The 21,364-nt window shown below is 65.4% G+C and carries 21 protein-coding genes and 1 other RNA gene; 4 read left to right on the top strand and 18 right to left on the bottom strand.

The window, feature by feature from the left end:
- Positions 1 to 83: 83 nt before the first annotated feature.
- From E5675_RS07205 to dapA, 10 genes are all read right to left on the bottom strand, one after another.
- The gene (locus E5675_RS07205; RefSeq protein WP_136173919.1) at positions 84 to 677 is read right to left on the bottom strand and encodes a hypothetical protein; all 594 of its coding nucleotides are present in this window, start codon (positions 675 to 677) and stop codon (positions 84 to 86) included.
- Positions 667 to 1,293, bottom strand: a complete 627-nt coding sequence (locus tag E5675_RS07200; protein ID WP_136173918.1) for a glutathione S-transferase — start codon at positions 1,291 to 1,293, stop codon at positions 667 to 669. Before E5675_RS07200 ends, E5675_RS07205 begins: the two co-directional genes overlap by 11 nt.
- Before the next feature lie 15 nt (positions 1,294 to 1,308).
- Positions 1,309 to 2,154: an agmatinase gene (gene speB, locus E5675_RS07195; RefSeq protein WP_247594820.1), complete on the bottom strand. Its 846-nt coding sequence runs from the start codon at positions 2,152 to 2,154 to the stop codon at positions 1,309 to 1,311.
- Positions 2,155 to 2,280: 126 nt separating this feature from the next.
- Positions 2,281 to 3,360, bottom strand: a complete 1,080-nt coding sequence (gene recA / locus E5675_RS07190) for a recombinase RecA (protein ID WP_136173916.1) — start codon at positions 3,358 to 3,360, stop codon at positions 2,281 to 2,283.
- 135 nt (positions 3,361 to 3,495) lie between these two features.
- Positions 3,496 to 3,849 carry a response regulator gene (locus E5675_RS07185; protein ID WP_136173915.1) on the bottom strand — a complete coding sequence of 118 codons (354 nt, stop codon included), beginning with the start codon at positions 3,847 to 3,849 and terminating at the stop codon, positions 3,496 to 3,498.
- Complete coding sequence (locus E5675_RS07180) at positions 3,846 to 6,221, bottom strand: response regulator (protein ID WP_136173914.1); 2,376 nt, start codon at positions 6,219 to 6,221, stop codon at positions 3,846 to 3,848. The genes E5675_RS07185 and E5675_RS07180 overlap by 4 nt, the downstream gene beginning before the upstream one ends.
- A 92-nt stretch (positions 6,222 to 6,313) precedes the next feature.
- Positions 6,314 to 8,356 (bottom strand): M13-type metalloendopeptidase, encoded by a 2,043-nt coding sequence (locus E5675_RS07175; protein ID WP_136173913.1) that lies wholly within the window; start codon positions 8,354 to 8,356, stop codon positions 6,314 to 6,316.
- Between the two features lie 98 nt (positions 8,357 to 8,454).
- Positions 8,455 to 9,069 (bottom strand): DUF2062 domain-containing protein, encoded by a 615-nt coding sequence (locus E5675_RS07170; RefSeq protein ID WP_136173912.1) that lies wholly within the window; start codon positions 9,067 to 9,069, stop codon positions 8,455 to 8,457.
- Positions 9,066 to 9,551 carry an SsrA-binding protein SmpB gene (smpB, locus tag E5675_RS07165; protein WP_037554711.1) on the bottom strand — a complete coding sequence of 162 codons (486 nt, stop codon included), beginning with the start codon at positions 9,549 to 9,551 and terminating at the stop codon, positions 9,066 to 9,068. Before smpB ends, E5675_RS07170 begins: the two co-directional genes overlap by 4 nt.
- A 9-nt stretch (positions 9,552 to 9,560) precedes the next feature.
- Positions 9,561 to 10,436: a 4-hydroxy-tetrahydrodipicolinate synthase gene (gene dapA, locus E5675_RS07160; RefSeq protein WP_136173911.1), complete on the bottom strand. Its 876-nt coding sequence runs from the start codon at positions 10,434 to 10,436 to the stop codon at positions 9,561 to 9,563.
- Positions 10,437 to 10,536: 100 nt separating this feature from the next.
- On the opposite strand from dapA, the gene E5675_RS07155 reads away from it, so the two are divergent.
- Both E5675_RS07155 and greB read left to right on the top strand, forming a co-directional pair.
- Entirely contained in the window at positions 10,537 to 12,567 is a 2,031-nt protein-coding gene (locus E5675_RS07155) for a lytic transglycosylase domain-containing protein (RefSeq protein ID WP_136173910.1), read from the top strand.
- 7 nt (positions 12,568 to 12,574) lie between these two features.
- Positions 12,575 to 13,063: a transcription elongation factor GreB gene (gene greB, locus E5675_RS07150; protein WP_136173909.1), complete on the top strand. Its 489-nt coding sequence runs from the start codon at positions 12,575 to 12,577 to the stop codon at positions 13,061 to 13,063.
- 250 nt (positions 13,064 to 13,313) lie between these two features.
- Here the strand turns inward: greB and E5675_RS21440 are convergent, their stop codons facing one another.
- The 8 genes from E5675_RS21440 to E5675_RS07115 form a co-directional block, all read right to left on the bottom strand.
- Positions 13,314 to 13,469, bottom strand: coding sequence for a hypothetical protein (locus tag E5675_RS21440; protein WP_168707808.1), 156 nt, complete (start codon positions 13,467 to 13,469; stop codon positions 13,314 to 13,316).
- A 74-nt stretch (positions 13,470 to 13,543) separates the two neighbouring features.
- Positions 13,544 to 13,929: RNase P RNA component class A (rnpB, locus tag E5675_RS07145), an RNA gene on the bottom strand.
- Positions 13,930 to 13,967: 38 nt separating this feature from the next.
- Positions 13,968 to 14,657 (bottom strand): N-acetylmuramoyl-L-alanine amidase, encoded by a 690-nt coding sequence (locus E5675_RS07140; RefSeq protein ID WP_136173908.1) that lies wholly within the window; start codon positions 14,655 to 14,657, stop codon positions 13,968 to 13,970.
- A gap of 67 nt (positions 14,658 to 14,724) precedes the next feature.
- Positions 14,725 to 15,594, bottom strand: a complete 870-nt coding sequence (locus E5675_RS07135) for a CheR family methyltransferase (RefSeq protein WP_136173907.1) — start codon at positions 15,592 to 15,594, stop codon at positions 14,725 to 14,727.
- Positions 15,591 to 16,631, bottom strand: coding sequence for a chemotaxis protein CheB (locus tag E5675_RS07130; protein ID WP_247594872.1), 1,041 nt, complete (start codon positions 16,629 to 16,631; stop codon positions 15,591 to 15,593). The genes E5675_RS07135 and E5675_RS07130 overlap by 4 nt, the downstream gene beginning before the upstream one ends.
- A gap of 69 nt (positions 16,632 to 16,700) precedes the next feature.
- Complete coding sequence (locus E5675_RS07125) at positions 16,701 to 17,075, bottom strand: response regulator (protein WP_136173905.1); 375 nt, start codon at positions 17,073 to 17,075, stop codon at positions 16,701 to 16,703.
- Between the two features lie 76 nt (positions 17,076 to 17,151).
- A complete protein-coding gene (locus E5675_RS07120) occupies positions 17,152 to 17,589 on the bottom strand; it encodes a chemotaxis protein CheW (RefSeq protein WP_136173904.1) in 438 nt (145 codons plus the stop codon).
- Positions 17,586 to 19,982 carry a chemotaxis protein CheW gene (locus E5675_RS07115; protein ID WP_136173903.1) on the bottom strand — a complete coding sequence of 799 codons (2,397 nt, stop codon included), beginning with the start codon at positions 19,980 to 19,982 and terminating at the stop codon, positions 17,586 to 17,588. The genes E5675_RS07120 and E5675_RS07115 overlap by 4 nt, the downstream gene beginning before the upstream one ends.
- Positions 19,983 to 20,184: 202 nt before the next feature.
- On the opposite strand from E5675_RS07115, the gene E5675_RS07110 reads away from it, so the two are divergent.
- Both E5675_RS07110 and E5675_RS07105 read left to right on the top strand, forming a co-directional pair.
- Entirely contained in the window at positions 20,185 to 20,742 is a 558-nt protein-coding gene (locus E5675_RS07110) for a hypothetical protein (RefSeq protein WP_136173902.1), read from the top strand.
- Positions 20,739 to 21,350 carry an OmpA family protein gene (locus tag E5675_RS07105; RefSeq protein ID WP_136173901.1) on the top strand — a complete coding sequence of 204 codons (612 nt, stop codon included), beginning with the start codon at positions 20,739 to 20,741 and terminating at the stop codon, positions 21,348 to 21,350. The genes E5675_RS07110 and E5675_RS07105 overlap by 4 nt, the downstream gene beginning before the upstream one ends.
- The last annotated feature ends 14 nt before the right edge of the window (positions 21,351 to 21,364 follow it).

Here is a 21,364-nt window from a genome sequence, read left to right as displayed (position 1 = left end):
TGCGCATCGCCCCCCGGCGCCGCATCCTGCCCGCGATCGTGCTCAGGCGGGCGCGAGCAGACAAGCCCAAATTTCGCTTGGGATCACAGGGCCGTTGCGATGCCTTTTCCAAGGTAGCATGGGAGCTGTCGCAGCACGTCGACCTTGGGCACGCCGTCTTCGATCAGGTCGGGCGGCACCTCGGACGTGTCGGTGCGCACGACCGTCCAGCCGGCGCCGGGCTCTGCGCGGTGAACCACGACATAGCCGCAGTCCATCGTGCCGTCCTTGCGGTCACCGCGAAAGTCGAAGGCGGCATAAAGCCCGCCGGGCTGCCCCGCGGGATCGAGATACCAGCTAAGACGCAGCGGGCGGATCTGCCCGTCGGCCCACAGGGTTGCCCGCTTGCGTTGGTTCATTTCCCATTCGAGCCGCGGGTTCGACGCCTGGAACGACAGGCGGAACATCGCATAGGCGGCCGCGAAATCGCGCTTTTCAAGCGCGAGCGTATATTCGGCGAACCGGTCAACCGCGCCTTCCTCGTCGGACGGCGACGGCTGGAACGTGACGCCCTCGGGAGCGACAACCTCGCGCTCGACATCGGGCGCGAGCGCCGGCGGTGCCGCCACTGCGGCCGGGGTCGCCGCCATCAAGGCCGCGCCGGCGAACAGCACGCGGCCCCGAAAATCAATAGCCATAATAGGCGCCGCCCTTTTCGCGCGCCCGGCGCCACGCCGGCCGGTCGTGACACGCGTTCACAAAGGCGGCGAGCTTGGGGTAGCGCGGCGCCATGCCCTGCATAATCGCGATTTCGGCGGGGAAGCTCAGCATGATGTCGGCCGCCGACAGGTCGTCGCCGATAAAATGACCATTCTCGCCGACGCGGCTTTCCATATAGGCGAAATGCGCGTCGAGCTGCTGCGCGATGCGCGGCTCGAGCGGCGCCGCGGCTTCGCCGAGCCGCGCGGTGTAGATACGCAGCAGGATCGGCGTCATCGCCGACCCTTCGGCGAAGTGCAGCCATTCGAGGTGGCTGATATAATCGTCGCTGCCGCGTTCGGGAACCAGATGCCCGCCGCCGTGCCGCTCGCAGAGATATTCGGTGATCGCTCCCGATTCGGTGATGACGCGACTTCCATCCTCGATCACCGGCGACTTGCCGAGCGGATGCACTGCGACCAGCTCGGGCGGAGCGAGATTGGTGACGGGATCGCGGTCGTAATATTTGATCTCGTATGCCGCGCCGATTTCCTCCAGCAGCCAAAGAATGCGCTGCGAGCGGCTGTTATTCAGATGGTGGACGATCAGGCTCATGGGCTTTCCTTTGGATCAGGGCCGATAGGGGCCGTTGCGATCGATCAGCGCCGCGAGTTCGCGGACGAGTTTGGCGCCGAGGATGGCGGTAACGCCGCCGACGTCGCGACCGGGATGAAGTTCGACGATGTCCGCTCCGACAATCGGCACGGTCTGCTTGTACAACACCGCGAGCAATTCGCGCACCGTCAGGCCGCCCGGTTCGGGATGCGCCACCCCGGGCGCCGCCGACGGGTCGAGGCCGTCGAGGTCGATCGAGATATAGAGCGGACCGCCCAGAACCGGAACGCGGTCGGGCGAGAAATCGGTCATCGGCACGATTTCGACACCGAAACGCGCCGCCTGTTCGCGGCAATGATTGGTGAGGGTGCGGATGCCGACCTGCACCAACCGCTTCGCGTGACCGCTCTCGCAGATACGCGCGAAGGGCGAGGCGTGGCTACGCGGGTTGCCTGCGAAATCGTCGTAGAGATCGGGATGCGCGTCGAAGTGGAGGATCGTCACCGGGCCGTGGCATGCGGCGGTCGCTTCGACGAGCGGAAAGGTCACGGCGTGATCGCCCCCGAGGGCGAGCGGAATTTCTCCATCTTCGTGCACATAAGCGACGTGGCGGCGGATCATTGCATCGTCCTGCGCCGTGTCCTCGGTCAGCGAAAGGTCGCCGTCGTCGGTAAGGGCGATGTCGACCCCGATTTCTCGGCCGAGCTCGCTCGCCCTATTGCCGCGATCGCTCCACAGCATGGCGCGGATCGCGGCGGGGCCGGCGGCAGCGCCGCGTTCGAAGCTGCTATTGATGTCGGTGGGCAGGCCGAAGAGGCGGATCGCGGGCATGGGCTGCTTGTAGTCGCTGCCAAGGTCCACGCAAGGATCAACGGCGGGCGGGCCGACCTGCTTGGGAGGGGGAGAGCGCAGGTCAAAGGGGCTGGTGGCCCGCCGCCGTCGGCCGGCCGGTTCGAGCAAGGCGAACCGGCCGGATGGCAATCATCATCAGATGTCGTCGTCGCCCTCTTCGTCGGGGCCGGCCATCATTTCCTCGGCCACTTCGTCGGTGCGGCCGCGGATCGCGGCTTCGAGCCGCTCGCGCAGTTCGGGGTTTTCGGTCAGGAAATTCTTCGCATTTTCGCGGCCCTGCCCGATACGGATCGAATCATAGCTGAACCAGGCGCCCGACTTCTCGACCAGCCCGGCCTTGACGCCGATGTCGAGTATTTCGCCGATCTTCGAAATGCCCTGCCCGTACATGATGTCGAATTCGACCTGCTTGAACGGCGGCGCGACCTTGTTCTTGACGACCTTGACGCGGGTCGTGTTGCCGACGATCTCGTCGCCATTCTTGATCTGGCCGGTGCGACGGATGTCGAGGCGGACCGAGGCGTAGAATTTGAGCGCATTGCCGCCGGTCGTGGTTTCGGGGTTGCCGTACATCACGCCGATCTTCATGCGCAGCTGGTTGATGAAGATCACCATGCAGCGCGAGCGGCTGATCGAGCCGGTGAGCTTGCGCAAGCTTTGCGACATCAGACGCGCCTGAAGGCCGACGTGGCTGTCGCCCATTTCGCCTTCGATTTCGGCGCGCGGGACGAGCGCGGCGACCGAGTCGACGACAAGCACGTCGATCGCGTTCGAGCGCACGAGCGTATCGACGATTTCGAGCGCCTGTTCGCCGGTGTCGGGCTGCGACACGATGAGTTCATCGATGTTGACGCCGAGCTTGCGCGCATAGACCGGGTCGAGCGCATGTTCGGCGTCGACGAACGCGACGGTGCCGCCGGTCTTCTGCGCCTCGGCGAGCGTGTGGAGCGCGAGGGTGGTCTTGCCCGAGCTTTCGGGGCCGTAGATTTCGATGACGCGGCCGCGCGGCAACCCGCCGACGCCGAGCGCGATGTCGAGGCCGAGCGAGCCCGTCGAGATCGCTTCGACCTGCATCGCTTCTTTCGAGCCCAATTTCATCACCGAGCCCTTGCCAAACGCGCGATCGATCTGCGCGAGCGCGGCGTCAAGCGCCTTCTGCCTATCCGTGTTGTTCACTGATTTCCCCGATTCGACGAGTGACAATTGTCCGGCCATTTGCCGTCCCTTTCCAGCTCTAGAGCGACAGCGGAAGCATCGCAACGCCGGAACCATGTGCCACATTTGTTCCAGTGGAACAAGAGGGGAACAAAATATTCTTCGACGCCCGCCTTTGTGCGGGCGGCGCTTTCGCTATTTGGCTTCGAATTCCTCGAGGGCCGCCTCGATATCGCTGATCCGGAACGGCTTGGTGATCAGCTTGCGGTGCGCGTGCGTGGGCGGAATGACATCCCCCCCGCCCGAGGTGAAGGCGAATGGAATGTTTTTTGCGGCAAGCGCATCGGCGACAGGCCAGCCCTTTTCGTCGCCAAGGTTGATGTCGACGAGCGCGCCAGCGAGTGCCTCCGAGGCGATCAGCGCGAGCGCTTCCTCATTGCTCGTCGCCTGTGCGGGTTCGGGCAAATCCAGCGCATCGAACATGTCGGCAAGCATCATGCCGATCAGCACATCGTCCTCAACGAGCAGGATGCGGCGATCATCGGTCACTGGACGCCCCGATGCGCCGCGTCGTCGAGCGCCGCTGACGTCGCCTCGGCAAGCTGCGCTACCGAGAAAGGCTTGGGCAGGAAGGAGACATCATCGATGTCGATCGACTGGCGCAACTGCTCCTCGGCATAGCCCGACATGAAAAGAACCGGCAGATCGGGCCGCCTGGCGCGCATCGTGCGCACCATGGCCGGGCCGTCCATCGTCGGCATCACGACGTCGCTGATGATCAAATCGACCTTCTCCATCTTCGCAAAGCGTTCGAGCCCCTCTTCGCCCTGCGAAGCGGTGACGACATTATAACCCGCACGGGTCAGCGCGCGTTCCGCGACGGCGCGTACCATATCCTCATCCTCGACCAGCAGGATCGTGCCGGTGCCCCACTGGCTCTTCTTCGGCTTGGCGGGCGGCGGCACGACCGCAGGTGTATCGCCGCCGGCGCGATGGACCGGCAGATAGATCGAAAAGCTCGTCCCCTGCCCCGGCTTGCTGTCGGCGAAGATGAAGCCCGCCGACTGTTTGATGATCCCGTAGACGGTCGAAAGCCCGAGCCCGGTCCCCTTGCCGACATCCTTCGTCGTGAAAAAGGGTTCGAAAATCTTGGGTAGCACATCGGCGGGAATGCCCGTGCCGGTGTCGCTGACCTTGAGCGCGCAATAATCGGCGGGCGGCATGAATTCATTGCCCATCTGGCGCACGTCGGCGGCCGAGACCGGATAGGTTTCGATCGTCAGCGTCCCGCCGCCCGGCATCGCATCGCGCGCATTGACCGCGAGGTTGATGATCACTTGTTCGAGCTGCCCGGGGTCCGCGCGCACCGCGCCGAGCCCGCGGCCGTGATGCACCGAGAGCTGGACCGTCTCGCCGATCAGCCGCTTCAGGAGGTGTGAAACCTCCGAAATCACGTCGGGAAGCTGCAATATTTGCGGGCGCAGTGTCTGCTGGCGCGAGAAGGCGAGCAATTGCCGCGTCAGACTGGCGGCACGGTTGGCGTTGCTGCGGATCTGCTGGATGTCGTCATAATCGCTGTCGCCCGGCGTATGGCGCATCAGCATCAGGTCGCAGGCGCCGAGCACCGCGGTCAGGATATTGTTGAAATCATGCGCGACGCCGCCCGCGAGCTGGCCGACCGCCTGCATCTTCGACGCCTGCGCGACCTGGCGCTTGAGCCGCGATTCCTCGCTCGAATCCTTGAGACTCAGGAGCACCGCCGCTTCGCCCAGCCCGCGCACGCCAACGACGCGCATCGACACGGGATCGCCGCTCTGTCCCGCGAGGCGGATCGACAGGTCGCCGCCGACCTGCTGCCCGCTGCTGTGGCGGCGGATCATGTCGGCCAGCGGCCCCTTGTCCTCGCCGACAACGATGTCGCCGGGATAGCGCGGCATCTTGCCTTCGGGCAGGCTCGCCGCGCGGACGAAGGCGCGGTTCATGTAAAGGAAGCGCCCGTCGCGATCGACCATCGCGAGCCCGAAAGGCAGCAGCGACAGCAGGGTTTCGACATAGGTCTGCGCGGTGCCGCGGTCGGTCGGCCCCATTTCCTCGTCGAGCAGCGCGAGCAGCATCGGCGCGTTGCTGTCGGCGGGGGCGAGCGGGATCTGGATCAGGCGCACCGGGGTCGCGCGGTCGCCTTCGCGCGCAAAATAGAGCGCGCCGGCATCATCGAGGCGGATCATCGGCGCGACGTCGCGGCCGGCATAATGAACCGCCTCATCCTCGCCCAGCGCGCGAAGCAAGAAGGCCTGATTGGCGACGCGCAGCCGTCCTTCCGAGCTGACGAGCGCCGCCATCACCCCCGAATTACCAAGCGTGCGGCCCGCGGGACCGTCGAGATGCCGGACGATTTCGGCGACGAGGTCGAGCCGTTCGAGCGCCGAGAAGCGCCAGACGAGATAATCCTCCGACTGCCCCGTGCGCGTCACCTGCGCGCGCAGCTGCAGCGGACCGATCGCAATATCGTCGGCATAGCCCTCGCCGTCGCGCCATGCGATGCGGCCGGCATTTTTCAGCTCTTCGGCGCCGCGCCCTTCGAGTGGCAGACCCGGCGGCGTCACGAAGCCATTGAACCAGGTCCCGAACAGGTCGTTCGCGCAGACCATCCGCCCCGCGCGGTCGGTCACTGCGATCGCGACATCGTCGTGATTGACCGCCTGGCGCAGCATCGTCCAGTCGGGCGCGGCTGCTTCGCGCGATACCGCTGCGGGGAACAGGCGGCGCGCGAGCACGACGCCGCCGACAGCGACGGCCAAGCCCGCCACGAAGCCCGCGGCCAGTATCCCGCTGCCCGTAGCCCAGAACAACAGCGCCGCCGAAAGCAGCGCAAGACCGCCGAGTAATCCGATGTCGAGCTGCGACAAGCCTGCCCGGGGCACGAGTGGCCCGGCAGGGCCCGCCCCCCTGATGACGTCACCATCAGCGGAGGACAGGCTTTGCACGGTCAAAGATGGACTTTCCAGTTAACGCATCACCAGATGCGGACGCGGTCTTTCGGCTCGAGATAGAGCTTCTGACCCTGCTTGATCTGATAGGCCTTATACCAAGGGTCAAGATTGCGCGAGACCCAAGTCCGCTGGATCGAGGGCGAATGCGGATCGGTCGTGATGCGCTGCGACAGATTCTGTTCGCGATAGTTGCGCCGCCACACCTGCGCCCAGCCGAGGAAGAAGCGCTGGTCGCCGGTCAGCCCGTCGATCACCGGCGCCGCCTTGCCGCCGAGCGACTTTTTATAGGCATCATAGGCGATGGTCAGGCCGGCGAGGTCGCCGATATTCTCGCCCAGCGTGAAGGTGCCGTCCAGCTTTTCGCCCGGAAGCACTTCATAGGCGTCATATTGCGCGACCAGCGCCTTGCCCGCTGCCTCGAACGCCGCGACGTCGGCCGGAGTCCACCAGTCGGCGAGCTTGCCCGTCTCGTCATATTTCGCGCCCTGATCGTCGAAATGATGGCTGATTTCGTGGCCGATCACCGCGCCGATGCCTCCATAGTTGATCGCACCGTCAGCGTGGGGGTCGAAGAAGGGCGGCTGGAGGATCGCGGCGGGAAAGACAATCTCGTTCATCCCGAAATTGGCATAGGCGTTGACCGTCATCGGGGTCATCCCCCACTCCCAGCGGCGGATCGGGCCGCCGAGGCGGCTGATATTGTCGTCGTGCGCGAACTGGTTCGAGCGGAGCGCGTTACCGAACAGGTCGCCGGTCTTGATTGCGAGCTTGCTATAATCTTTCCAACGATCGGGATAGCCGATTTTGGTGGTGAAATTGGCGAGCTTCTTCTTCGCCTTCACCTTTGTTTCGGGCTGCATCCACGTCAGATTGGTGATGCGTGTGTCGAGCGCGGCGAGCACATTCTTGACGAGCACGTCCATCGCCGCCTTGGTTTCGGGCGGGAAATATTTGGCGACATAATCCTTGCCGACGGCTTCACCCATATTGCCCGTGGTGAAGTCGACCGCGCGCTTCCAGCGCTCCTGCATCTGCGGCGTGCCGGACAGCGCGGTGCCGTAAAAGGAGAAAGCCTCCTGCGCGACCGCATCGGGCAGCACGTCCGAAAAGCCGTCGAGGCTACGCACGACCAGCATGTCGCGGATCACGCCGATCGGCGCATCGGCGAGCAGCTTCGCCTCGCCGGTGAAGGCGCTCGGCTGCGACACGAGGATCGAATCCTCATTGACTCCGATGCCGCGAATGAAGATCGCCCAGTCAAAACCGGGCGCGGCCTGCGCCAGCTCGGCGATCGTCATCTTGTTATAGACCTTGGTCGCGTCGCTGCTGTCGTTCTTGTCCCAATGGACGGTCGCGACCCGCTTTTCGAAGTCGTAGATCGCCTTGGCGCGCGCCGCGGCATCCTCTTCGCCGGCGAGGCTCAGGACATTTTCGAGATGCTTCAGATAGGCAGCCTGCAGCTTGGTGTTCCGCTCATTCTCCTTCAGGTAGAAGTCGCGGTCGGGCATGCCGATGCCGCCCTGAAACATCGTATAGATGTAAACCTCGGGATTCTTGTCGTCCTGTCCAACATAGCCACCGAAGAAATGCTGCACGCCGCTGCGGTCGGCTTCGGCGAGGAGCTTGGCGAGGCCAGCCTTGTCGACAGCGCGGATTTTGTTCAGCCAGGGCTGGATCGGCGCGAGGCCCTTTGCCTCGACCGCCGGCGCGTCGAGATAGGAGGCATAGGCGCGCCCGATCATGCTGTTCGGGTCGGCCTTCGCCGCTTCGAGGATTTCCTGCGTGCGCTTCTGCGAAAGGTCGGCGAGAGCGGTGAACATGCCGTAGTTCGACTTGTCGGCCGGGATCTGCGTGTTCTTGGCCCAGGTGCCGTTGGCATAGGCATAGAAATCGTCGCCCGGCTGGACGCTCTTGTCCATGCCCGAAAGATCGAAGCCGAAGTCGCCGATTTCGGGCTTGGCGGCGGGCGCAGGCTGTTCCTGCGCGGTAGCCGGGACGGCGGCGAGCATCAGCGCACCAAGCGCGGCGGTCGCCAGCAGCGGCGAAGTGAGTTTCAAGTGAATCATGATATTCCCCGATTATCGATTTGAAGCGACGATCCGCGCCATCGAAAAGCGCCGCGGACCAGCGATGCGACAGCTATAGGCCCGGCTTTTGGGGCGGTTCAACCGGCGGCCGTGTCGCTCGTCGATGCCTCAAGTCGTTGGTCGCGTGCGCGCGCCAGCTTGCGCCGCCAGCGGAGGCGAATCCAATTGTCCCAGAACAGCGTCGCAAGCACATAGCCCACCGCCGCCGAGACGACCGAGATCACGAACAGCCCCGCAAGCATCGCGGGCGCCGCATCCGAAAACACCCAGCGCACCCATTCGCCCGCCGACGCGCCATGCTCGATCATCGCCGAAAAGGTCGCGCTGTTGGCGTGGAGTCCGAAGAGCCAGTCGCCGAGCCACACCGAGGCAAGGATGATGAAGGGCGTCGTCACCGGGTTCGAGAGGAAAGTCATCGCCGCGCCGATCGGAATGTTCGCGCGGAAGGGCAGCGCGAGCAGCGCGACGCCCAATATCTGCACGCCGGGGATCAGGAAGAAAATGCCGACGAACAGCCCGAGCGCGGTTCCGCGCGGCACCGAGGTGCGCGTAAAGCGCCACAAATGGCTATGCGCGACCCGGTGGGCAAAAGGCTTGATGAAGCGGCTTTCGAGCAGCTCCTCGCGCGTCGGCGAGTTGCGGCGGATCCAGTTCATCACCGCCGCCTTATCCTTGGGTTTGCCGCCGCTCATCCGCGGTCCTTCATCAGCCGCTGCTTGTCGCGCTTCCAGTCGCGTTCCTTGATCGACTCGCGCTTGTCGTGCGCCTTCTTGCCCTTGGCGAGCGCGAGCTCGACCTTCGCGCGGCCGCGACTGTTGAAATAAACGCTCAGCGGGACGAGCGTCATGCCCTGACGCATCACGCCGGCGTGCAGCTTGTTGATCTCGCGCCAGTTGAGCAGCAGCTTGCGCGGGCGCTTCGGCTCGTGGTTGAAGCGGTTGCCGTGGCTGAATTCGGGGATGTTGGCGTTGATCAGCCACACCTCGCCGCCGGTCACCTCGGCATAGCTTTCGGCAATCGTGCCTTCGCCGAAACGGAGCGACTTCACTTCGGTGCCCTGCAGCGCGATGCCGGCCTCGAACACCTGCTCGATGGCATAGTCGAAGCGCGCGCGCCGGTTCTCGGCGACGACTTTCTTCTTGTCGAATTCGGCGGCGGACTGCGGACGGGCCATGACGAAAGCTTAAATCACTCCTGCCGCGGACAATGCGGCGTCGACGGCGGCGCGCGATGCGCCGCACGCCGGGATGATAGGTAGGCGTACTTCGGGCGAAAACCAGTCATGGAGCCGCGACAGCGCATATTTGACCGGCCCGGGCGAGGTGTCGGAGAACATCGCCTTGTGGAGATCGAACAGCCGGTCGTGCAGCGTCAGCGCGCGCTCCCAGTCCCCGGCGGCGCAGGCGGCAGCGAAATCGGCGCAGAGGCGCGGGGCGACATTGGCGGTGACCGAGATGCAGCCCACGCCGCCCATGACCGCGTGCGGGAGCCAGAGATCATCGTTGCCCGAAAGCTGGCAGAAGTCGGCTCCGGCGCCCGCGCGGTGCACCGTCACGCGCGCGAGGTCGCCGCTCGCGTCCTTGATCGCGACGACGCTCTCGATTTCGGCGAGCTTGCACATCGTCTCGGCGCTGATGTCGGCGACGGTACGGCCGGGGACGTTGTAGACGACGATCGGCAGGTCGCTCGCATCGGCGAGCGCCCGGAAATGCGCGATCATCCCCTCCTGGCTCGGCCGGTTGTAATAGGGCGCCACGACGAGCGCAGCGGTCGCGCCGGCGGCCTGCGCGTGGCGCATGTGGCGGATCGCGGTCGCGGTGTCGTTCGACCCGCAGCCGGCGATCACGGGCACGCGCCCCGCCGCGGCCTGAATGCAGGTGTCGATGACCTGATAATGTTCGTCGAAGCCGAGCGTCGGGCTCTCGCCGGTCGTTCCGCACGGGACCAGCGCGCTGGTGCCCTCTTTGATCTGCCAGTCCACGAGGCGCGCGAAGGCGGGCGCGTCGAACGCCCCATCGCGGAATGGCGTCACCAAGGCGGGAATCGAACCCGAAAACATGCTCCGCTCCTTTACAACTACCCGCTGCGACCGGTAGAATCCGGCCAGCGCGCCGCTATTGGACGTCTATTCAGCGCCCCGCAAGGAGTTTGGCATTAGCATGGCCGGTATGATCTCGCTGTCCCGTATCTCCCGCCTCGCGCTCGCCGCGTCTCTTCTCGTCCCCACCGTCGCTCATGCGAGCGAACTTACCCCCGAACAAATGGCCTGGTATCGCGCCCAGATGGGGCTCGCGTCGGTATCGGGGCCGCCGCCGTCGCCCAATTCGGTCGGCGACGCGGTGATGGAATGGCGCCGCCTGACAGCGAACACCGGTGCGTCGTTCGACCAGCTTTCGCGCTTTCTGATGGCGAACCGCGGCTGGCCCGATGCCGAAAAACTGCGCACGCGCGCAGAGAAAGCGATCTCGCTCGACAGCTATGATCCGCAGCGCACCCTCGCCTATTTCCAGTCCTATCCGCCGCAGACCGCGAGCGGGCAGCTTCGCTACGCGCTCGCGCTCAACGCGGCGGGCCGGCGCGAGGACGCCAATGCCGCGGTCCGCCGCGCGTGGACGAGCGGGCCGCTCGACGATTATGAAACGAGCCGCGCGCTTAGCATGTTCCCCGGCGCGATCACCCCCGCCGACCATGATGTGCGCATGGACAAGCTGCTGTGGCTCGGCGCGACCGCGGCGGCGAGCCGCCAGCTCGCCTACACCTCGCCCGCCCAGCGCAGCATCTTCGCGGCGCGGCTCGCGATGCGCAGCGGCGCGGTCGACGCGGCCTTTCAGGCGGCGGCGGTCGAAAGCGCGAACCCGTCGCTGACGCGCACCGACCCGGGCTATATCACCGCCAAGGCGACCTGGCTGCGCGCGTCGGGCCGCGCCGGCGAAGCGCGCGCGCTGCTCGCCGCGCCGCGGTCGCTGGCCAAACCCCCGACCGACGCCGAGGAATGGCTGGAAACCTTGCTCACCAACGCGCGGCTTGCCGATTCGGGCGGCGACAAGCTGACCGCTTATAATATCGCGCGGCAGCTCGACGACGCGCTGCCGCCCGGCACTGTCGTTCGCGAAACCCCGCTCGGCGTGCGCGACGATTATACGTCGCTCGCATGGCTCGCCGGACAGCTCGCGCTGAACGACTTGCGCCGCCCGGCCGAGGCGGCGCGGCATTTTCGCGCCTATGGCGAAGCCGCGCGCTCGGCGCAGACGCGTACCAAGGGCTTTTACTGGGCGGGCCGCGCGGCACTGGCAGCGGGCGACCGCACCAGCGCGAACGCGCATTTCACCGATGCGGCGCAGCATTACGACCAATTCTACGGCCAGCTCTCGCTCGAGCGGCTGAACCGCCCGCAGCCCAAACCGACGCCGGATCCGACGATCGCGGTCAGCAGCGCCGAACGCCGCGCGTTCGAGGACGACCGGCTGGTGCGCGCCGCGCGCGCGCTCGGCGAGATCGGCGCATGGCGCGAACAGTCGGCGTTCCTGCGCGCGCTCGCGCAACAGGCGAGTTCGCCCGCCGACCATGTGCTCGCCGGGCAGCTTGCCAAGCAGATCGGGCGCCCCGACCTCGGCGTGATGATCGGCCGCAGCGCGCAGGCGAACAGCCTCGACGCGGTCGAGGTGTCGGGCTTCCCGACGGTGCGCGTGCCGTCGGGCCACGAAAGCAACTGGACCTTCATCCACGCGATCACGCGGCAGGAAAGCCAGTTCGACCGCGCCGCGATCAGCCATGCCGGCGCACGCGGCATGATGCAGCTGATGCCCAGCACCGCGCGCGAAGTCGCGGGCAAGCTGGGGATGAGCTATGACGCGGGGTCGCTGACCAGCGACACCAATTACAATATGACCTTGGGGTCGACCTATTTCCAGCAGATGCTGCGCTATTTCGGCGGCAGCTATCCGCTCGCGGTCGCGGCCTATAACGCCGGCCCCGGCAATGTGAACAAATGGCTGCGCGCCAATGGCGATCCGCGCACCGGATCGATCGAAATGCTCGACTGGATCGAGGCGATCCCGATCTTCGAGACGAAGAATTATGTGCAGCGCGTGCTCGAAAATGCGGTGGTCTATGACACACTGCGCGACGGCGGCACGGCGCGGACGAAGGCCCCGCTGAGCTTCTACCTCGGCAAGCGCACGCCGGGGTAAGAACCGGATGGCGGGGGACAAGACCAACATCATCAGCCCGGCGGGCTATGCCGCGCTGCGGGCTGAATATGACACGCTGCTGGGCGACGAGCGGCCCAAGCTGGTCGAGGTGATCAGCTGGGCTGCGGGCAACGGCGACCGCAGCGAGAATGGCGACTATATCTATGGGCGCAAGCGGCTGCGCGAGATCGACCGGCGCCTGGGCTTTCTTGCCCGGCGCATGAAGGCGGCGCGCGTCGTCGACCCCGCCGACCAACCCGACAAGAGCCGCATCTGGTTTGGCGCGACGGTCGAGCTTGCCGACGACGACGATGCGCGGCGCGTCGTCACATTGGTGGGCGATGACGAGGCCGAAGCTGGCGAAGGCCGGATCGGCTGGAACAGCCCGCTCGCCCGCGCGTTGCGCGGCGCGGCGGTGGGCGATCTGCGCACCGTGCAGCTTCCCGCCGGGCCGAAGGAATGGGAAGTGATGGCGGTCGGCTATCCGGTGAATTGAACTACCTTCACCGCGTTTGCCGAAACTTGTCCATAGGAAACCCTGCTCCCCTTGCCCCCAACGGACCGACCGTTCTGGCCGGAAGCTGACTTATCCCTTATCGTCACCCCGGACGTGATCCGGGGTCCATTCACCCAACCTCTGGAAAAATGGATCCCGGATCACGTCCGGGATGACGAAGCAAGCAAGTGTCCGCGCTCCACCCAAAGCCGGAGGGCACCCCGTACCGGAGAGTCGATCGCCTACGCGATCACGGCTGCAGCAGCGCGGGAATGATCCACACGGCCGACAGGACGACAATCACCGCGATGAGCGAAATCGCCAGTACATAGCGGACATTATGTCCCTTTACCCCGCTGCTTGCCTCGGTTTCCGTCACTTCGACATGGTCATCGACGACTTTCATGGTTCGTCTCCCTTTCTGGTTCCTTCAGAACGCGGCCCGTGCGCGGGCGTTCCCGCACGCGGGGCCGGGAGAGAGTTGCCAGAGGGTCTGTAAGCCGGGTTCTGTCCACCCCCTGCGGGGATAGGCGATCATTCCTCTAGGCGGACGGTTACCCGAACGCTCGAGCAGTCAACCCGGACGGCGGGGCCGGAACCGACCCTGGATAAATCCGTGCCATCCCTATTCGACCTTGCTCCCGGTGGGGTTTGCCGTGCCGCGTCCGTTACCGTCCGCGCGGTGCGCTCTTACCGCACCCTTTCACCTTTCGCCGGGCCGAAGCCTTTGGCGGTCTGCTCTCTGTGGCACTTTCCCTGAACCGGCCCTTCGGACCGGCCCGCCGGACGTTATCCGGCACCGTGGTTTCCGTGGAGCCCGGACTTTCCTCCCCCGCTTGCGCGGCGGCGATCGCCCGACCCTCTGGCGCTGGTGATTATAAGTCTTTCGTCCAGGTTTGACCAGTCAATTGCCTTCGGGCTGCGGCAACAGCAGCGCGAGGAGGATCGCGCGGCATTCGCCGTCGATCGTGCCGTCGATCAGTTCGGGGCGAAAGCGGCGCTGGAACGCCACCGTCGCCGCGAAGCCGTCGGTCACGTCATAGCCGAAGCGTTCGAGCGCGAGCAGGAAACCCGCGTCGGTCCACAAGGGATCGGTGAGCTTCTTTGTCGGGCGCGGCAGCGCGAGGCGGCGGCGCGCGAGTTCCTCCCAAGGGAAAAGCTCGCCCGGGTCCTGCTTGCGCGTCGGCGCAATATCCGAATGGCCAACAACATTGCCGCGGGTGATCGCGTGGCGGTCCTTGATCATGTGGACGAGGCGGACGACCGAAGCGACTTGCGGGTCGGGAAAGGGCACATAGCCCCATTCGTGCCCCGGATTGACGATCTCGATCCCGACGCTCGCCGAATTGATGTCGCTGACCCCGCGCCAGTGCGATTTGCCGGCGTGCCAGGCGCGCTTGTCCTCGGGCACCATATGGGTGATCTGGCCGTCTTCGCTGACGACATAGTGCGCGGACACCTTCGCCTCGGGATTGGCAAGCCAATCAATGGCTTCGGCGCCGGTCTTCATGCCGGTATAGTGGAGAATGATCATCGAAATGGGCAGCGAACGCTCGTCGAAATTGGGAGACCAGCGTTCGATAAAATCGCTCATGCGCTTTGCGGGCCCGTCCTGTTCTTGCCAATCCGTCGATTGCGCCAGCGGGGCGCAAAAAGCAAGGTCAGGCGGCGATCGAGCGCGAATCGGGCCGGCGGACCTGCTGATCGGCGGGCTCGTAGAGGCCGCGCAGGCGCGGGCTTGCGACGAACTGGTCGGTCTGGCCGAGCACCGTTTCGCCGGCGCCGAGGACGAGGAAGCTCTGCGGCGCCGCCATCGCGCGCAGCCGCGCGAAGGCTTTCTGGCGCATCGGTGCCGAAAAATAGAGTAGCAGGTTGCGGCAGAAAATGAGGTCGGCCGGACTCGCCAGCGGCGGCCGGTCGGTGAGCATATTCTGCACCGAAAAGTCGATCCGGCGCCGAAGGTCGGCCTTGGCGAGCCAGCCGCCCTCGGTCTGGTCGAACCAGCGCACCATCCGCTGGACGGGCAGCCCGCGCTGAATCTCGAACTGGGTATAGAGGCCGACGCGCGCGCGGCCGATCGCATGATGGCTGACGTCGGTGCCGACGATGTCGACCTGCCACCCGGCCCATTTCGCGCCCTGTTCGGCGATCAGCATCGCCATCGAATAGGCTTCCTGCCCCGTCGACACCCCGCAATGCCAGATCGTCAGCCGGCGGCGTAGCTTGTTGATCTCGCGAATCTGTTCGAGCGCTGTCGCAGTTATATCGTCGAAAACGCTGTATTCGCGATAGAAATAGGTCTCGTTGTTGAGCATGGCGTCGACGGTGTCGTCGAGCAGCGCCCGGCTGGTCGAGGTGACGAGCGCGGCGACCAGTGCGTCGAGATCGGCGATGCCATGCCGCTGCATCACGGGCTTGAGCGACATTTCGATCCGCCAGATGCGGTTTGGCGAAAGCGTCTGGCCCGTGCGTGATTCGAGCACCCCCATCAGGACGCGATAGGCCGATTCACTCGCGCTGCCCCCCATCATGACTTGCTCCTTCCGGACAGGAAGCTGCCGAGCATCAGCGCGATCGCGTCGGGGTTGAGCGTTGCCGCGGCGATGCCCGACTTCGCCACCGCGCCCGGCATGCCCCAGATCACGCAGCTTTCGGGCGCCTGCGCGAAGATCGTTCCGCCCGCATCCTTCAACCGCCCCGCGCCGAGCGCGCCGTCGCGGCCCATACCGCTCAAGATCACGGCGATACCGCCCTTGCCATAGATTTCGGCGACCGAATCAAGCATCGGGTCAGCGGACGGGCAGCAACCATTGTCGACGGGGCGGTGATCGAGCGCGATTTCGCGGCGGCGGCCGCTCTCGACGACGATCAGATGCGCGTCGCCGGGCGCGAGATAGATAGAGTTCGGCTCGATCGCCATCCCCGCTTCCGCGACGCGCACCCGGCGTGCCGTCATCGTTCCGATCTGCTTGGCATAAAATTCCATGAACGCGTCGGGCAGATGCTGGGTCAGCAGGATCGGCGCGCTGATCCGCGGATCGAGGTGCGCGAGGAAATTGGTGAAGGCGGGAATGCCGCCGGTCGACGCAGCGACCGCGATGCACTCGATCGGCTGGTCGGTATCGATCGCGAGCGCGACGGGCGCCGGCGCTTGGCGTTCGGCGACCGGCACCGGCGCCGGATGATCCTGCCGGTGGCCGAGCGTCATGATCCGTTCGGTCAGCACCTCGGCGAAGCGTCCCGAAAAGCTGCCGCGCCCGGGTTTGGCGAGCGTGTCGCTGGCCCCGAGCGCGAGCGCCTCGATCGCTGCCGGGCCACCCTCGACGCAGTTCGACGAGAGGATGAGCACGCGGGCCTTTTCGGCGCGTTCCAATATATGCGGCAGCGCGTCGATGCCGTTCATTCCCGGCATTTCGACGTCAAGCACGACGACATCGACGGGCTCGCGCGAGAGATAGTCGAGCGCGTCATGCGCCGAGGCGACCGAAGCGCAAATCTTGAGCCCCGCCCGCTGATCGACGATCCGTTCGAGGATGCTGCGGACGACAAGGCTGTCGTCGACAAGCATCACGCGCACGGTGCGCGCCGTGGGCTCGGCATCCGGTATCAGGGGTTGCGGCTGGGCCACGAAAAAACCTCAAGCGATGCCGACGAGCTGCAATTTTCCTTCCAGCGTTTCGCGGTCGAACGGCTTCATCACATATTCGTCGGCGCCCGCCTCGATCGCGGCGCGGATATGGTCGATGCTGTTTTCGGTGGTGCAGAAGACGACGCGCGGCCGCTCGTGATGCCCATAATCGAGATCGTTGAACGCGCCGAGAAACTCCATGCCGCTCATCACCGGCATGTTCCAGTCGAGCAGGATCACATCGGGCCGATTGGCGCGGCAGAAGGTCAGCGCCTCTTGCCCGTCGGCCGCCTCCTCGACTGCAAAGGACATGCTTTCAAGGATATGGCGCGCGACCTTGCGAATGACTTTGCTGTCATCGACGACCAGACAAGATTTCGACATTCAATTAACTCCGACCCCCGGGAATTTGGGATGTTTACCGCCAACGCGTGTGCAGCCCGTTAATAAACGGCCAGATTCATGCGGCAATTAAGGTGGGCAGCGAGATAAAGTTGGATGGGTCGACGACGAGCAGCGACGCGCCGTCATATTCGATCACAGCGTCGGCGACGCGCGCCCAGCCGGGAAGCAGCTTGCCGGTGATGCGCGTCTCGGGCGCCTCGATAAAACAGACATCCTCGATTTCGTCGGCGAGCAGCGCATAGCCATGCTCCGCGACTTCGACGACGATCACCCGCTGCCCCGGCGCCACGGGCACCGCGGCAAGGCCGATGACGACATGTGGATCGATGAGCGTGAAGACGCGGCTGCGCAACGCAAAAAGGCCCGCGACATGCGGCGGCGCTCCGGGCACCTCGACCGGGATGCCGACGGCGACGACCGAATGGATCGCACGACTGCGGAGCGCCACGCGCGTGTCGGCGATGCGCGCGACGAGATAGAGTTTTTCCATCATTGACCTGCTCCCCCCACGCTGCGGCGCATCGCGTCGAGCAGCGCCTGGCGGTCGTAACGATAGACGCTTTCGTCCTCCGGCCCCGTCGCGGCGATCGACGTGCGCAGGCGGATCACCGGCACATCGCACTCGATATGCGGGCAGATTTCCCCGTCTCGGGTCAGGCAGAGGAGGACGTCCACCGCCTCGTCGGACGGATCGCCGTCCGCGATTACCCGGTAACCGGCGCTGCGCAGGATCGGGGCGAGGAAATTGTCGCCCCAGCCGTCGCGATCGTCGGCAAGACGGCAGACCGGCTGGCGCGGCGTCGGGACGGCGGCAGCGCGTTCGGCATATTGCTCCATCAACCAGAAGGGATCGACGAGTTCGACCGGCTCGCCGCCGACGAGCACGACGCCGGCGATCAGCCCAGGCGCCGCCGACGGCTGCACCGCGTCGGGCAGCCGGACGATGTCGATCACCTCAGCAATCGGGTAACAGAGCACCGCCCGACCGTCGTAGAGGCGGAGAAGTTTCAGCGTTCCTTCACTCTCGGGCAGCGCCGCAGCATGCACCGCGAAGATTTCGTCGCCTATCTGGGCCTGTATCCGCCCCGCGCTTTCGAACAAGGCCGACACCGGCACTTCCTCGACCCGTTCGATCACCGACAGGCGAATGCCGCGAATGCGGGCGTTTGTGTCACGGAAAAGCAGAAGCTGCGCGGCATTGCGCGCCGCGACGGCCTCGGCTTCGGCTTCGGCGGCGCGGTCGTGCCTGCGCCCCGCTTCGTTCGCATCGACGGCGGCAGCGGCCAGCAGACCCTGAACGTCGAGCAGCAGCACCGGGCGACCATTATCGGGGAGCGTCGTTCCGGCATAAAGCCCCGTCGCCATGATCATCGGCGCGGCGGGCTTGATCACCAGTTCCTCATGATCGTGGATCGCGGCGACGCTGAGCGCATAGCTTTGCCCCTGCCCCGGCCGGACGATAACGAGCGCGCGATCATCGACGTCGTCGCCATCATGGCGCCCCCGGCCGAGTATGGTTTCGAGGCGGAGCAACGGATATTGCTCGCCGCGCACCGTCGCCAATTCGCCGCCGCCGACGCGGTCGATACGCACCGTATCGCCGCTTTCGAGCAGGATCTCGCGCACTGCGCCGCGTGGAATCGCGAAATATTGCCCCGCCGCGCGCACCATCAGGCCCGAGATGATCGTCAGCGTCATCGGCACACGAAGCAGGATCGTCAGTCCGCGGCCCTCGTCGTTACGCAGTTCAACAATGCCGCCAATCTTTTCGACATTCGCCTTGACGATATCCATGCCAACGCCGCGGCCAGAGATGGCGGTGACCTTCGCAGCGGTCGAGAATCCGGGTCGGAAGATCAGTTCGAGCTTTTCCTTCGGTTCCAGCCCACGCGCCTCGGTCGCGGTCACAAGACGCGCCGCGATGGCCTTTGCGGCGAGCGCATCGGGAGAGAGTCCGCGGCCGTCATCGCGGATTTCGATTTCGATCTGATTGCCCGACTGGCGCGCCGACACCGAAATGGTCGCCGTAATCTCCTTGCCCGCAGCGACGCGCTCCTCGAGCGGTTCGACGCCGTGGTCGATCGCGTTGCGGACAATGTGGATCAGCGGATCGCGGATATTCTCCATCATTTCGCGATCGAGTTCGACTTCGCCGCCGCTCGTCTGGAAGGCGATCTTCTTGCCCAATTCCTGCGCCAGATCGCGGACGATACGCGGCAGCGGCGCGAACAATTTGTCGATCCGCTGCATCCGCATCTGGCTGACCGACTGCCGCATTCCCGCGATCGAATCGGACAGGCGGTCGAACGAAGCGATCAGCGACAGGTCGGCTCCTGATTCGCGCAGCATCCGAGCGAATTCGTTGCGCGCGAGCACGATGTCGGTGACACCCGTCATCACGCTGTCGAGCAGCGGCAGCGGGACGCGGATCGATCGCCAGCCCTGCAGGTCGGCACCAAGATCGTCCTCCCGGCGCAACGGAACGCCCGCGATTTCGCGCGGGGCATCTTCGTCCGCCCCGCGTTCGGCGAGCGCGCCGATGACGTCGCGGTCGTCGCCCGCCGGTTCGGTTCCATCCTGTCCAAGCGCCGCGCACAGCTCGTTCAGCCGGTCGAGGATGCCGAGCACGCCCGTGACGAGCGCAGCGTTCGCGGCGCGGTTGCCGCGGCGCACTTGATCGAGCGCGTCTTCGGCAGCGTGCGACAACGCCGTGACCCGCGGCAGAGCGAGGAAGCCCGAACTGCCCTTGATCGTATGCACAAAGCGGAAAATCGCGTCGAGTTGCGCGCGGTCGGCGGGATCCGCCTCCCACGCAACGATCGCCCCACCCGCTTCCGCCAGGATTTCTGCCGTTTCGGCCAAAAAGTCGTTCAGCAGATCGTCCATCGCCGTACCGGTGCGCCCCAAAAAACTGAGGGTTCACCATGGCCGACAATGGTTAAGGTTGGCTTTACTTGGCCTGCCCGGCGGCGGGAAAGCGAGACCGCAAATCATTGTTTCGCGCCCGCTTGGCGCGATCGGCGGGCAATGCGCGGAACCCTGCCCCCGGTCGCGCGTATTCGGGCACGAGCTGACCGGGAGGAATTTCATGCAATTGAAGATATTTGCGCTGACAGGTGCGGCGGCGCTGATGCTGGCTGCGTGCACGACGAAGGAAAAGCAGACGCAAGACGGCACGACGAACACCGCTACCGGCGGGGTCGTGCGCGAGGAGGCCAAAGCCGAAACGGAAACCCCGCCGGTTACGCCGATGCCCGCCGCAACGGTGATCCAGTCGCAGCCCGGCCCCGACGGTTCGCAGGTCGACCTGCTTTCGGTCAAGGTCACGGGCGATATCCTGACCGTCACTCTGCGTTGTTCGAGCGCCGAGCGATATAATCGCGAAACGATCCGCGTCGCCCAGGTCAGCGTGATCGACGATGCCACGTCGCAGCGCATTGGCGTGCTGAAGGACAATGAAGGTAATGCGATGGTGTCGAACCTCAGCCGCAGCGGCAGTCCGGATAACGACAACATGATGGTCGATTGCACCTCCAAGCCCGGCGTGATGTGGGCCAAATTTCCGGCGCCGCCGGCCACCAGCCCTACGGTTTCGATCAATCTTCCCGGGGTCGCGCCCTTCGACGGCATACCTGTCCAGCGATGAAGCGGGCGCTTCTGTCGATCGCCGCCGCCGCTTCGATCGGCGGCTGTTCGGCGAACGCCCCGGCCGATGCCGCCAAGGAGGGCGAAAGCCCGATGGCGACGCCGGCGCCCGCCGCTGACACCGCCCCACAGCCGACGCGCCCAGGCCTGAGCGCAAAAGTCAGCCCGCTCACGGGCGCGGTGAGCGGACTTCGGACGCGGGTCACCGACATGGGCACGGTCATCGACCTGCCTGCCGACGCGTTGTTCGAATATGACAAGGCCGTGCTGACCCCTGCGGCAGAGGTGGAACTGCGCAAAGCAACCGAGATGATCCGCCGCAGCCCGTCCGGAGCGATCCGGGTGATCGGACATACCGACAGCAAGGGCGATGAAGCCTACAACCAGAGGCTTTCCGAAGCGCGCGCGAACAGCGTCGCGGATTGGCTTCGCGAGCAGGTCGGCGTTCGCCAGCGCGAGTTCCTGGTGTCGGGTCGGGGCGAAACCGCGCCGGTCGCGCCCAACGAAAATGCCGCGGGCGGCGATGATCCCGCCGGGCGCGCAAAGAACCGGCGGGTCGAGCTGGTTGTACCGACAGCAGGTAACCGATCGTCAGCTCCCGCCGGGTAACGCCGTCGCGGGAG

Origin of the sequence: Sphingopyxis sp. PAMC25046 (assembly GCF_004795895.1) — a bacterium.
Classification (GTDB): Bacteria; Pseudomonadota; Alphaproteobacteria; order Sphingomonadales; family Sphingomonadaceae; genus Sphingopyxis.
Note: the sequence above shows the minus strand (reverse complement) of the source record. Positions and strands in the feature narration are given on the sequence as shown.